This window comes from Rhizobium sp. LjRoot30 (assembly GCF_964253915.1).
Taxonomy (GTDB): Bacteria; Pseudomonadota; Alphaproteobacteria; order Rhizobiales; family Rhizobiaceae; genus Metarhizobium.
Window position 1 is genome coordinate 308539 of the sequence record NZ_CAXUSG020000005.1, and the last position, 13887, is coordinate 322425.

Genomic DNA, 13887 nt, shown 5'->3' on the forward strand with positions numbered 1-13887 from the left:
AAAAATAGTGCACTGATAAGATGTGCCCGAAAGATGACCATTTGACATCCGCTTTTCTTGCTGCGCCTTTCGAAATCGGGAGTGTCCCGGTGCGCAATCGTGTCATCCTCGCTCCGATGTCCGGCGTTACCGATCTGCCGTTCCGGCAACTGGCCTGGCGCTACGGCGCGGGCCTGGTCGTCACGGAAATGGTGGCGAGCCGTGAACTGGTCGGCAACGCCCAGGAATCCTGGGCGCGGCTGAAAGGCGCGGGGCTGAAGCCGCATATGGTGCAGCTCGCCGGCCGCGAAGCCTACTGGATGGGCGAGGCGGCCCGCATCGCCGCCGACAACGGCGCCGATATCGTCGATATCAACATGGGATGCCCGGCCAAGAAGGTGACCGGCGGTTATTCCGGCTCGGCGCTGATGCGCGAACCGGATCTGGCCCTGTCGCTGATCGAGGCGACGGTGAAGGCGGTTTCTGTGCCGGTGACGCTGAAGATGCGGCTCGGCTGGGACGAAAACTCCATCAATGCCCCCGAAATCGCCCGCCGCGCCGAAGCGGCCGGCATCCAGCTGGTGACCATTCACGGTCGGACCCGCATGCAGTTTTACGAGGGTAGGGCGGACTGGGACGCGATCCGCGCCGTGCGTGAGGCCGTCCGCATTCCGCTGATCGCCAATGGCGACGTCGATACGCCCGAAGACGCGATGGAAATCCTGCGCCGGTCCGGTGCCGATGCGGTGATGGTCGGCCGGGCCTGCCAGGGGCGCCCGTGGCATGCGGGCTGGCTCGCCGGCCATGCGGCGCCGGCGCGCGGCGAGATTGCCGCCATCGCTGTCGAGCATTACCGCGCCATGCTGGAATTCTACGGCGAGCATGTTGCCATCAGGCACGCGCGAAAACATCTCGGCTGGTATCTGGAGCGTTTTGCGCCCGGCCTGCCCGCCGATGCCAAGGTGGCGATCATGACCGGCAAGGAGGCGGAGACCGTCGCGAGGATGCTGCAACAGGCACTGAGCGACACGTCCTTCGCCGCCGCACCGGAACGGGAGGCAGCATGAGTTCCGATTCGCATCCGGCCCAGTCAAGCGGCAACGCCCTTGCGATGGCCGTTCTCAACTCCATCCAGCATCCGGTTGTCCTCGTCAACGAGGCGGGCCTCGTCGCTTTTGCGAATTGGGAGGCGGAGGCGTTTTTCGGCGCCAGCGCCGCGCATCTCGCGCGCTACCGGATCTCGACCTTCATTCCCTTCGGAAGCCCGCTGCTGGCGCTGATCGACCAGGTGCGCGAGCGCCGGGCGCCGGTCAACGAATATCGTGTCGACCTCAGTTCGCCGCGGCTGGGGCAGGACAAGCTGGTGGATATCTATGTCGCGCCGGTCTCCAACGAGCCGGGATCTGTCGTGGTGGTGTTCCAGGAACGTTCCATGGCCGACAAGATCGACCGGCAGCTGACGCATCGCGCCGCCGCCCGCTCGGTCACCGGCCTTGCCTCGATGCTGGCGCACGAGATCAAGAACCCGCTCTCCGGCATCCGCGGCGCCGCGCAGCTTCTGGAAACCTCCGTCGGCGACGAGGACCGGACGCTGACGCGGCTGATCTGCGATGAGACAGACCGGATCGTTTCGCTGGTCGACCGCATGGAGGTGTTTTCCGATGAGCGGCCCGTCGATCGCCAGCCGATCAACATCCATTCCGTGCTCGACCATGTGAAGGCGGTCGCCAAGGCCGGTTTTGCCCGCAACATCAAGATCACCGAGAATTACGACCCGTCGCTGCCGTCGGTCTTCGCCAATCGCGACCAGCTGGTGCAGGTCTTCCTCAACCTGATCAAGAATGCCGCCGAAGCCGTCGGTGACCGACCGGAAGGCGAGATCACGCTGACGACCGCCTATCGTCCGGGCATCCGGCTTTCGGTCGCCGGGACGCGGGAAAAGATCTCGCTGCCGCTGGAATTCTGCGTCCACGACAACGGCCCGGGCGTGCCCGCCGACCTGCTGCCGCATCTCTTCGATCCCTTCATCACCACCAAGACCAACGGTTCCGGCCTCGGCCTTGCGCTGGTTGCCAAGATCATCGGCGGCCATGGCGGCATCGTCGAATGCGACAGCCAGAACCACCGAACGACATTCCGCGTGCTGATGCCCGTCTCCAAGGACATCGCCCTCGACGATACTCCTCCCATTGCCACAGGAAACAACCGATGACCGCCACCATCCTTGTCGCCGATGACGACGCAGCCATCCGGACGGTGCTGAACCAGGCCCTCAGCCGTGCCGGATACGATGTGCGCATCACATCCAACGCCGCGACGCTGTGGCGCTGGATTTCCGCCGGCGAGGGCGACCTGGTGGTCACCGACGTGGTGATGCCGGATGAAAACGCCTTCGACCTGCTGCCCCGCATCAAGAAGGCCAGGCCCGACCTGCCGGTGCTGGTTATGAGCGCCCAGAACACTTTCATGACCGCCATCAAGGCATCGGAAAAGGGTGCCTACGACTACCTGCCGAAACCCTTCGACCTGACGGAACTGATCGCCATCATCGGCCGGGCGCTCTCCGAGCCGAAGCGCAAGCCGGCCAAGCTCGACGACGACATGCAGGACGGCATGCCGCTGGTCGGCCGCTCCGCCGCCATGCAGGAAATCTATCGCGTGCTGGCCCGCCTGATGCAGACGGACCTGACGCTGATGATCACCGGCGAATCCGGCACCGGCAAGGAGCTTGTGGCCCGGGCGCTGCACGACTACGGCAAGCGCCGCAACGGCCCCTTCGTCGCCATCAACATGGCGGCGATCCCGCGCGACCTGATCGAATCGGAACTGTTCGGCCATGAGAAGGGCGCCTTCACCGGCGCCCAGACCCGCTCCACCGGCCGCTTCGAGCAGGCCGAGGGCGGCACGCTGTTCCTCGACGAAATCGGCGACATGCCGATGGATGCGCAGACAAGGCTGCTACGCGTGCTGCAGCAGGGCGAATACACCACCGTCGGCGGCCGCACGCCGATCCGCACCGACGTGCGCATCGTCGCCGCCACCAACAAGGACCTGAAGCAGTCGATCAACCAGGGCCTGTTCCGCGAGGACCTTTATTACCGCCTCAACGTCGTGCCGCTGCGCCTGCCGCCGCTGCGCGACCGCGCCGAGGACATTCCCGATCTCGTCCGCCACTTCATCCAGCAGGCGGAGAAGGAAGGGCTCGGCACCAAGCGTTTCGACACCGAAGCGCTGGAACTGATGAAGGCCTATGCCTGGCCGGGCAACGTGCGTGAACTGGAAAACCTGATCCGCCGCCTGATGGCGCTCTATCCGCAAGATGTCATCACCCGCGAGATCATCGAGCAGGAACTGCGCTCCGACGTGCCGGACAGCCCGATCGAGAAGGCCGGCGTCCGCTCCGGCTCGGTCACCATCGCCCAGGCGGTGGAGGAGAACATGCGTGTCTACTTCTCCTCCTTCGGGGACAAGCTGCCGCCGCCAGGCCTCTACGACCGCGTTTTGAGCGAAATGGAATATCCCTTGATTCTCGCGGCCTTGACCGCCACGCGCGGCAACCAGATCAAGGCGGCCGACCTGCTCGGCCTCAACCGCAATACCCTGCGGAAAAAGATCCGCGAACTCGGCGTATCGGTCTATCGCAGCTCGCGGACGGCTTGACATCGTCGGAAGCTGCGTTGCATTTTCGCCACATTGCGTTGCTTAAAGGTCACGCAGCGGGTTGTTCCAGATAGGCACCGAGTCTGCTCCGGCTTTGCCGGAGTTTCGGGTTTGTTTTGGATGCCGGTCGGACCTGGCGGGATATGGTTCGGGGATTTCTGAACGGTTGCGAGTAAGTCGGTCCGAGCGACGCGACATGGCTTTGCGGCGGCGGGTGGAGGTTACTCCGGCTCACGCAAATCGTTTGCATTTTCCCTTTGGCCATTTCGTTCCGGTTCCGGTGCTGCAACATGGTGGAAGGTCTGCGTCGCAAGTCGCGGCCGGCGATGTCGGAGGGGATGATGACGCCTTTGGTGGATGACGAGACCGGTGCGAATGCGCAGGATCGTCGTGCGTCCTTCGCTCTGCCGGGCATCGGTCTTGCCGGCGGTGCGTTGGTCTGCGCCGTCCTGACGCTGTTCGTGCTGCTCGGCCTGACGCCGATTGCACCGACCACCAATGTCGTCATCGCTTCCGCCGTCTTGAATTCGCTTTTCGTTGCCGGCCTTGCCGTGCTGATCGGCCGCGAGATCGGCCGGCTCCTGAAGGCAAGGCGACGCGGCCGCGCCGCAGCGCGCCTGCATGTGCGCATCGTCGTCTTGTTCTCCATCGTGGCGATTACGCCGGCTATCCTCGTGGCGATCTTTGCCAGTATCACCCTCAATGTCGGCCTCGACCGCTGGTTTTCGCTGCGCACCCAGTCGATCGTCAGTTCCTCGATGAATGTGGCACAGGCCTACATGCTGGAAAATGCCAGCTACCTGCAGGGCCAGACGGTTTCCATGTCCAACGACCTGGAACGCAACCGCGCCCTCTTCAACCTGGATCGAAACGGTTTCATCGAACTGATGACCCGTCAGGCCAAGGGTCGTGGCATGCTCGGCGCCTTCTTGGTGCGCGCCGACGGCTCTCCCATCGTCCAGGCCGACGTGAAAACGGAAAAGCCGCTGCCGGCAATTCCCAAGGATGCGCTGGAATCCTCCGCCGCCGGCCAGCCGACGCTCATCCCGCCGGGCGTCACCAATCTCGTCGGCGCCATCATGAAGCTCGACGACATTCCCGGCGCCTTCCTCTACACGATCCGCGCCGTCGATCCCCGCGTCATGTCCGCCATGCGGATGATGGAGGAAAACACCGCCGAGTATAAGGCGATGGAGGCGTCACGCACCTCGCTGCAGATCGCTTTCGCTGTGCTTTATCTCGGGTTCGCCCTGATCGTGCTGCTGGCCGCCATCTGGACCGCGATTGCTGTCGCCGACCGTATCGTCCGGCCGATCCGGCTGCTGATCAGCGCCGCCGACAGCGTCGCCAGCGGCAATCTCAATGTCATCGTGCCGGTGCGGGCCGCCGATGGCGACGTCGGCAGCCTGTCGCGTACCTTCAACAAGATGATTTCGGAAATCCGTGGCCAGCGGGACGAAATCCTGGAGGCTAAGGACGAGGTGGACGATCGCCGACGCTTCATCGAGGCGGTTTTGTCGGGCGTGACCGCCGCGGTCATCGGCGTCGAGGACGACCGGCGGATCAGCATCGTCAATCCCTCCGCCGAGCTTTTCCTGGCGCTGCCGGCAGATGACCTGATCGGCAAGAACATTGCCGACGTGGCACCAGAGATCGATCACGTCCTCAGCGAGGCAGCCTCCCGCAACCGCACCGATTTCCGCAAGCAGATCAACTTGATGCGCAGCGGCAAGGAGCGGACCCTGAGCGTGCAGGTGACGCGCGAGGAAGCCCGCGATTCCAAGGATTCCTACGTCATCACCCTCGACGACATCACCGATCTCGTCATTGCCCAGCGCTCCACCGCCTGGGCTGATGTCGCCCGTCGAATCGCTCATGAGATCAAGAATCCGCTGACGCCGATCCAGCTGTCGGCCGAACGCATCAAGCGCCGTTTCGGCAAGCAGATCGCCGATGCCGACCGCGGCGTTTTCGATCAATGCACCGATACGATCGTCCGGCAGGTGGAAGACATCGGCCGCATGGTCGACGAGTTCTCCGCCTTCGCCCGCATGCCGAAGCCGACCAAGGAACCGACCGACCTGCGCAACATTTTGCGCGACGCGGTGTTCCTGCGCGAGATGGGCAACACCCACGTCCACTTCATGCGCGAACTCGGCGATCAGCCGCTGGAAGGCATGTTCGATGCCCGCATGCTCGGCCAGGCCTTCGGCAACCTGATCAAGAATGCCGTCGAGGCGATCGAGGCGGTGCCGAGCGACGAAGTGCGCGACGAACGCAAGATCCTGGTACGCTGCCACTTCGAACCGGCGCTGGACCGCTTCGTTGCCGACGTCATCGACAACGGCAAGGGACTGCCGGTAGAAAACCGGCACCGCATTCTCGAACCCTATATGACGATGCGCGAGAAGGGCACGGGCCTCGGGCTGGCCATCGTCAAGAAGATTATTGAAGAACATGGCGGGCAGCTCGAATTGCATGATGCCCCCGCAGATTTCGACCATGGCAGGGGAGCGATGATCCGGGTGCTTTTGCCGCGCCTCGACATCCCGCCGACCATGGCGACAGAAAATAGCAAGGAAAGTGCATATGGCGTCTGATATTCTGGTCGTCGACGACGAAGAAGATATTCGCGAGATCGTTTCGGGCATCCTTTCCGACGAGGGCCATGAAACGCGCACCGCATATGACAGTGACAGCGCGCTGGCGGCGATTTCCGATCGCGTGCCGCGGCTGGTGTTTCTCGACATCTGGATGCAGGGCAGCAAGCTCGACGGCCTGTCGCTGCTGGATGAAATCAAGAGCCGCCATCCGGACCTGCCCGTGGTGATGATCTCCGGCCACGGCAACATCGAGACCGCGGTTTCGGCCATCCGCCGCGGCGCCTTCGATTTCATCGAAAAACCCTTCAAGTCCGACCGGCTGATCCTGATTGCCGAACGGGCGTTGGAAACCTCGAAGCTGAAACGCGAGGTCACCGAACTGAAGAAGCGGACAGGTGATGCGGTCGAATTGATCGGCACCTCCGTCGCCGTCTCGCAATTGCGCCAGACGATCGACAAGACAGCCCCCACCAACAGCCGCATCATGATCCTCGGGCCTTCCGGTTCCGGAAAGGAACTGGTGGCGCGCATGCTGCACAAGAAGTCGGCCCGCGCCAGCGGCCCCTTCGTGGCGCTGAATGCCGCGACGATCACCCCCGACCGCATGGAAATTGCCCTGTTCGGCACCGAGGGAAGCCCCGGCCAGGCGCGCAAGATCGGCGCTCTGGAAGAGGCCCATCGCGGCATTCTTTACCTCGACGAAATCGGCGAAATGCCGCGCGAAACCCAGAACAAGATTTTGCGCGTGCTGGTCGACCAGCAGTTCGAGCGTGTCGGCGGTTCGAAGCGGGTGAAGGTCGATGTCAGGGTCATCTCCTCGACAGCCTACAATCTCGAAAGCCTGATTGCCGAAGGTTCTTTCCGCGAAGACCTCTATCACCGGCTGGCAGTCGTGCCCGTCCGTGTTCCGGCGCTGGCCGAGCGGCGCGAGGACATTCCGTTCCTCGTCGACATGTTCATGCGGCAGATTTCCGAGCAGGCAGGCATCCGCGCCCGCAAGATCGGTGACGATGCCATGGCGGTGCTGCAGGCCCATGACTGGCCGGGCAACATCCGCCAGCTGCGCAACAACATCGAGCGGCTGATGATCCTCGCACGCACCGACGGCCCGGACTCGGCCATCACCGCCGATATGCTCCCGACCGATCTCGGCGACATGCTGCCGAAGGTCTCGACCAAGGGCGACTACCACATCATGACGCTGCCGCTGCGTGAGGCCCGCGAAATGTTCGAGCGCGATTATCTGATCGCACAGATCAACCGCTTTGGCGGCAATATTTCGCGCACGGCGGAATTTGTCGGCATGGAGCGCTCGGCGCTGCACCGCAAGCTCAAGTCCCTGGGAGTGTAAGCCCAGGGACCGCATGACACCTCGATCGGAACAGCCAGCATGAAGGTCATCATTTGTGGTGCGGGGCAGGTGGGTTTCGGCATCGCCGAACGGCTTGCACAGGAAGACAACGACGTCTCGATGATCGATACGTCCGAAGTGCTGATCGACATGGTCACCGAAACGCTCGACGTGCGCGGTTATGTCGGCCACGGCGCCCATCCGGACGTTCTCGCCAAAGCTGGGGCCGACCAGGCGGACATGATCATCGCCGTGACGTTGCATGACGAAGTCAACATCGTCGCCTGCGAGGTGGCGCATGCGCTGTTTTCCGTGCCGACCAAGATCGCCCGCATTCGCGCCCAGAACTACCTGAAGCCGGAATATGCCGATCTCTTCAGCCGTGCCCACGTGTCGATCGACGTCATCATCTCGCCGGAAATCGAGGTCGGCAAGATGGTCTTGCGCCGCATCGCCTTTCCGGGCGCAGACGACATCGTGCGTTTTGCCGACGATCATATCGTGATGATGGCGATCGAATGCATGGAGGACTGCCCGATCGTCAATACCCCGCTGGCGCAGCTGAGTCAGCTGTTCCCCGATCTTGTCGCGACGGTTGTCGGCGTTTTCCGCGATGGCAAGGCGGAGGCCGTGCGTTCGCAGGATCGGCTGGTCGTTGGCGACCTTGCTTATCTGATCTGCAAGAAGGAACACATCCAGAGGACGCTGGATCTTTTCGGCCATGAGGAAAAGGAAGCGCAGCGCATCGTCATCGCCGGCGGCGGCAACATCGGATATTATGTCGCCAACGCCATCGAGGAAAAGCAGCCGCGGACCCGCATCAAGATCATCGAGCGTGGTCGCGCCCGCGCTGAGGCGATCTCCGATCAGCTGCGCAACACCATCGTGCTCCACGGTTCGGTCCTCGACCAGAAGATCCTCATGGAAGCCGGCGTGCAGGATGCCGACCTGCTCGTTGCGCTCACCAATGACGACCAGTCGAACATGCTGAGCGCCGTCATGGCCAAGCAGCTGGGCTGCAAGTCGAATCTCGTCCTGCTCAACGACGTGTCCTTCCAGTCGCTGGCAACATCGATCGGCGTCGAGGCCTATGTCGATCCAAAGGCGGTGACGGTGTCGCGCGTGCTGCAGCATGTCCGCAAAGGTCGCATCCGTTCGGTCTATAGCGTGCAGAAGGGGGGCGCTGAAGTCATCGAGGCGGAAGCCCTCGAAACCTCTCCGCTCGTCGGCAAGATTTTTCGCGACCTCGACCTGCCCGAAGGCGTGCGCATCGGCGCGCTTTACCGCGACGGCGCCGTATTGCGGCCAAGCGGTGATATGAAGATCAAGGCGCGGGACCGCGTCGTGCTCTTCGCCACGCTTGCGGCCGTGCGCCATGTGGAACAGCTGTTCCGGGTCTCCATCCAGTATTTTTGAACGAAACGAGGTCGAGGCGTCATGCCCAGAATTGCCTATGTCAACGGACGCTACCTGCCGCATTCGGATGCAGCGGTCCATATCGAGGATCGTGGTTTCCAGTTCGCCGATGGCGTCTATGAAGTCTGCGAGGTGCGCCACGGCGTCATCGTCGACCTGACGCGGCACCTCGAGCGGCTGGAGCGTTCGCTTGGCGAGATCCGCATCACCCTGACGATGAGCCGGACGGCGTTGTCGCAGGTGATCCGCGAGGTGTTGCGACGCAACCGGGTCAAGAATGGTCTGTTTTACCTGCAGGTGACGCGTGGCGCGGCGCGGCGCGATCACGTCTTCCCGGCGGAGGGCACGCCGGCGACGGTGGTGGTGACGGCCAAGAGCACCGATCCGTCGATCATCGCCAGGAAGAATGCCAACGGCATCAAGGCGATCACGCTGCCCGACAACCGCTGGGACCGGGTCGATATCAAAACGGTCGGCCTTCTGCCGAATGCATTGGCGCGCCAGCAGGCCAAGGAGGCCGGTGCCCAGGAAGCGATCTATGTCGATCCCAACGGCATGGTCACCGAAGGGGCTGCGACGAATGTCTGGATCGTCGATCACGAGGGTGTGTTGCGAACCCGCCCCGCTGATCACGGCATCCTGCGCGGCATCACCCGCACGACTTTGATGGATATAGCCGCCGCCAAAGGCATCACGATTCGCGAGGAAGCGTTTTCCGTCGAAGAGATGCTGGCCGCCCGCGAAGTGTTCATTACGGCAGCGACATCAATCTGTTTTCCGATCGTCGAAATCGATGGAAGGACCATCGCCAACGGTCATCCCGGCGGCATGTCACAGAAAATTCGTGAAGCCTTTTTCGACATTGCGGAAAAGACTGCGATTTGATACCTAGGCTTTGAGGGACAGGGTGCGGCAACAGCTTTGCGCCCTTTGGGACAATTTCGGTATATCCAACCGGTCGAGCGGGATCGGCAAAAAACGAAAGAAAGAAGCGGCGCGATGGCGGAACGTTCTCAGAACTTGCAGGACTTGTTTCTCAATACTGTACGCAAGCAAAAAATTTCACTCACGATATTTCTCATCAATGGCGTTAAACTGACAGGCGTCGTCACTTCCTTCGACAACTTCTGCGTTCTGTTGCGTCGTGACGGTCATTCGCAACTCGTGTATAAGCATGCGATCTCGACCATCATGCCCGGCCAGCCGATGCAGATGTTCGAGAGCGAAGAATCCGCATCCTGACAGGACTAAACCCTATTACAAATCGCGATACATCCAGCGAATCGATCATCCCGGAAGACAAGAAGCCCCGGGATGACATGCGCGCCGTCGTCATCGTTCCCGTCCTCAAGGCGGAACGGCGCGGCGGCAGAGGCGCAGCCGGCGAAGCGGCGCCGCAATCACCCGCGCGCTCCAGCGAAAGCCGTCTCGAAGAAGCCAAGGGTCTGGCCCAGGCGATCGATCTCGAAGTGATGCTCGGCCTTGTGGTTTCGGTGGCGCAGCCGCGCCCCGCGACCCTGCTCGGCACCGGCAAGATGGAAGAGATCAAGGCGGCGCTCGACGAGTTCAATGCCGGCCTGGTGATCGTCGATCATCCGCTGACCCCCGTACAGCAGCGCAATCTCGAAAAGGAATGGAACGCCAAGGTCATCGACCGTACCGGCCTCATTCTGGAAATTTTCGGTCGTCGTGCCTCCACCAAGGAAGGCACGCTGCAGGTCGAGCTGGCGCATCTCAACTACCAGAAGGGCCGCCTTGTCCGCAGCTGGACCCACCTTGAACGCCAGCGCGGTGGCGCCGGTTTCATGGGCGGCCCGGGTGAAACCCAGATCGAAGCCGACCGCCGGCTGCTGCAGGATCGAATCGTCCGGCTCGAACGTGAGCTGGAGCAGGTGGTGCGCACCCGACAGCTGCATCGCGCCAAGCGCCGCAAGGTGCCGCATCCGATCGTGGCGCTGGTCGGTTATACCAACGCCGGCAAGTCGACGTTGTTCAACCGTATCACCGGTGCCGGTGTTCTGGCCGAGGATATGCTGTTTGCGACGCTCGATCCGACGCTGCGACGCATGAAGCTGCCGCACGGCCGCACCGTTATCCTCTCCGACACCGTCGGTTTCATTTCCGACCTGCCGACGCATCTGGTCGCCGCTTTCCGCGCCACGCTGGAAGAGGTGCTGGAAGCGGACATCGTCCTGCATGTGCGTGACATGGCCGATCCGGACAACGGCGCGCAGGCGGCGGATGTCCTGCGTATTCTCAGCGATCTCGGTATCGATGAGAAGGATCGTGAAAACCGCATGATCGAGGTCTGGAACAAGATCGACCGGCTGGAACCGGAAGCGGCTGAGGCACTGACGCACAAGGCTGAGACGCAGCCGAACGCTGTCGCGCTCTCGGCGGCAAGCGGGCAGGGCGTCGATGCGCTGATGGACGAGATTTCACAGCGCCTTTCCGGCGTGCTCACGGAAACCGCGATCACCCTACCGCCGGAAAAGCTCTCGCTGGTTTCCTGGGTCTACAACAACGCCATCATCGACGAGCGGACGGATAACGAAGATGGGTCCGTGACGCTCGATGTCCGCATGTCTGAATCCCAGGCGGCGGAACTTGAGCGCAAGCTCGGTAACGGACCAAAGCCGGAAAGCGAAGACTGGGAGCGTTGACCGCTCCTTGTCTGCCGCCAAGTTCCTACCGGAAAATCACTTCGATATTCTGCCGGTCCTGCGCAATGATCTGGCAATTCGTTTCAAAACCCTCACCCTTGATGGCGAGGATGAATTCGCTCGGTATGCCGGCTGAATTGAAGACGGACAAGCCGGCGCTGTCGCAGCCCAAAGACTTGACCGTGCAGTCCACGGCGGAGCGCCGATTGTTGAAGATGATGGCGCCGGCTTTCAGCACCCTGCGTCTGGCGCCGGTGGCCTGTTGCTGGTTCATCGTGCTCCAGCTGATGCACTGATTTCTTCCGGTCTGCTTGGCCTTGTACATGGCTGCATCGGCCTGGGCCAAAAGCGTGTCGATATCCTTGCCGACGATCGACAGCGACGATACGCCGAAGCTGGCGGTGACATTCCGGAAACCGAAGGCGCCGGTGATCGGTCGTTCCGCAATCGCAGCCCGGATCATCTCGGCCATGATCATCGCCCCGTTGCGGTCGACCTTCGGCAGCAGGATCGCGAATTCCTCGCCGCCCAAGCGGCCAAAGGGATTGCCTGCGCCCAGCACGCTCTTGCAGATCGAAGCAACAGTTTTGAGAACGTCGTCGCCCGCAGCATGGCCACAGGTGTCGTTGACCTGCTTGAAGTGGTCGATGTCCAAGACGATGCAGGACAGGTCATGTCCCTGGCGGAGGGCGAGCGACAGAAGTTCGTCCGCCTCCTGCTTGAAGGCGCGTCGCGTCAGAGCCTCGGTCAGGCCGTCGTTCGCCGAGTATTGCAGAAGTTCGATGCGGTCCATCGCCGCGCCGGCCAGTTCCTGGAGGATCCTCAGATCGCGGTTGCCGAAAGAACGCGGCTGGTGATCGATGGCGCAAACGGTGCCGAGGACATGGCCATCCCTGTTCAACAGCGGAACACCGGCATAGAACCGGATATGCTCCTCTCCGGTGACGGCTGGGTGGGTTGAAAAACGCCCGTCTTTCGAGGCGTCCTGGACGACGACCGGTTGCTCCTGAACGACCACATAGCGGCAGAAACTATCTTCGCGGGGCACCCCTTCGGCAGAAAGGCCGGAGCAGGATTTGTACCATTGCCGGTGTGCATCGATCAGCGAGATAAGACCGATATCGACGGAAAATATCTCCTTGATCAGCCGGACGATCCGCTCAAGCCCTTCGTCCTTGGGTGTGTCGAGCAGATCCAGTTGCGCAAGGGCCGCCAGTCGCGCCGTTTCCCTCGGGTCAATCTCTCTGGAAGATTTTCCAAACGCTTTTGCAGTCGACATGGCCCACCGTTTTTCCTCGACGCCCTGCATGATGCTGGCAAGTGCTTAAGGAAGAATTAGGTTGCACTGTCTCAATTTATGCAGTTGTACATAAGCGGCTTCTCACGCAAGCTGGCGCTCTATTGTCTTTGCGGCCTGCCAGAGGGCTTCCATCCGCTCCAGCGTCGCGTCATCGAGATTTTCACCATTGGCCTCCAGTTCCGTCTCGATATGGTGGAAGCGGCGGCGGAATTTGGTGTTGGTGCCGCGCAGAGCCTGTTCCGGGTCTGCCTTGACGTGGCGGCCGATATTGACGACGGCGAAGATGAGGTCGCCGAGTTCGTCGGCCACCTTGTCCTTGCGCCCTTCTTTCAGGGCTTCCCGCAGTTCGGCGATTTCTTCTTCGATCTTGTCGAGGATCGGTTCTGGCTCCGACCAGTCGAAGCCCACCTTCGCGGCCCGCTCCTGGATCTTCAAAGCCTCTGTCAGCGCCGGAAAGCTGCGCTGCACCGAACCGAGATGACCCGCCTTGAAATCCTCGACGATGCCGCTCTTCGCCCGCCGTTCGGCGCGCAAAAGCTTTTCCTGGCGCTTGATGTCGTCCCACTGCACCTTGACGTCTTCGGCAGTTACCGCGCCTGAAACGGCAAACACATGCGGATGGCGACGGATCATCTTTGCCGTTACCGCCTCGACGACGTCGCCAAAGGCAAAGGCGCCGGCCTCTTCGGCCATGCGAGAATGGAACACCACCTGCAGCAGCAGGTCGCCAAGCTCGTCGCAGAGGTCGTCAAGGTCGTTGCGCTCGATGGCGTCGGCAACCTCGTAAGCCTCCTCGATCGTGTAGGGCTTGATGGTCTCGAACGTCTGGACAATATCCCAGGGGCAGCCGCCTTCCGGATTGCGCAGCGCGGCCATGATCTCGATCAGCCGCGAAATATCCTTCGATGCCTCCAT

General features: G+C 62.0%; 11 protein-coding genes. 9 read left to right on the forward strand and 2 right to left on the reverse strand.

Features of this window, described 5'->3' with window-relative positions:
• The first annotated feature begins 20 nt into the window (after window positions 1–20).
• The 9 genes from dusB (at window position 21) to hflX (ending at window position 11672) form a co-directional block, all read left to right on the forward strand.
• Entirely contained in the window at window positions 21–1046 is a 1026-nt protein-coding gene (gene dusB, locus ACSQ3I_RS13335; protein ID WP_435999567.1) for a tRNA dihydrouridine synthase DusB, read from the forward strand.
• Window positions 1043–2191 (forward strand): two-component system sensor histidine kinase NtrB, encoded by a 1149-nt coding sequence (locus tag ACSQ3I_RS13340; RefSeq protein ID WP_435999570.1) that lies wholly within the window; start codon window positions 1043–1045, stop codon window positions 2189–2191. Before dusB ends, ACSQ3I_RS13340 begins: the two co-directional genes overlap by 4 nt.
• A complete protein-coding gene (gene ntrC / locus ACSQ3I_RS13345; protein ID WP_435999572.1) occupies window positions 2188–3639 on the forward strand; it encodes a nitrogen regulation protein NR(I) in 1452 nt (483 codons plus the stop codon). Before ACSQ3I_RS13340 ends, ntrC begins: the two co-directional genes overlap by 4 nt.
• A gap of 326 nt (window positions 3640–3965) precedes the next feature.
• Entirely contained in the window at window positions 3966–6239 is a 2274-nt protein-coding gene (locus ACSQ3I_RS13350; protein ID WP_435999679.1) for an ATP-binding protein, read from the forward strand.
• On the forward strand, window positions 6229–7593 hold the full coding sequence (gene ntrX, locus ACSQ3I_RS13355; protein ID WP_435999574.1) for a nitrogen assimilation response regulator NtrX: 1365 nt from the start codon (window positions 6229–6231) through the stop codon (window positions 7591–7593). The genes ACSQ3I_RS13350 and ntrX overlap by 11 nt, the downstream gene beginning before the upstream one ends.
• A 39-nt stretch (window positions 7594–7632) precedes the next feature.
• Complete coding sequence (gene trkA, locus ACSQ3I_RS13360; RefSeq protein ID WP_435999576.1) at window positions 7633–9009, forward strand: Trk system potassium transporter TrkA; 1377 nt, start codon at window positions 7633–7635, stop codon at window positions 9007–9009.
• A gap of 21 nt (window positions 9010–9030) precedes the next feature.
• Window positions 9031–9894 carry a D-amino-acid transaminase gene (locus ACSQ3I_RS13365; RefSeq protein WP_435999578.1) on the forward strand — a complete coding sequence of 288 codons (864 nt, stop codon included), beginning with the start codon at window positions 9031–9033 and terminating at the stop codon, window positions 9892–9894.
• Window positions 9895–10008: 114 nt separating this feature from the next.
• Window positions 10009–10251: an RNA chaperone Hfq gene (hfq, locus tag ACSQ3I_RS13370; protein ID WP_018325164.1), complete on the forward strand. Its 243-nt coding sequence runs from the start codon at window positions 10009–10011 to the stop codon at window positions 10249–10251.
• A 77-nt stretch (window positions 10252–10328) separates the two neighbouring features.
• On the forward strand, window positions 10329–11672 hold the full coding sequence (hflX, locus tag ACSQ3I_RS13375; protein WP_435999581.1) for a GTPase HflX: 1344 nt from the start codon (window positions 10329–10331) through the stop codon (window positions 11670–11672).
• Window positions 11673–11697: 25 nt separating this feature from the next.
• Here the strand turns inward: hflX and ACSQ3I_RS13380 are convergent, their stop codons facing one another.
• The gene (locus ACSQ3I_RS13380; protein WP_435999583.1) at window positions 11698–12951 is read right to left on the reverse strand and encodes a diguanylate cyclase; all 1254 of its coding nucleotides are present in this window, start codon (window positions 12949–12951) and stop codon (window positions 11698–11700) included.
• Between the two features lie 102 nt (window positions 12952–13053).
• Window positions 13054–13887 carry a nucleoside triphosphate pyrophosphohydrolase gene (mazG, locus tag ACSQ3I_RS13385; protein ID WP_435999585.1) on the reverse strand — a complete coding sequence of 278 codons (834 nt, stop codon included), beginning with the start codon at window positions 13885–13887 and terminating at the stop codon, window positions 13054–13056.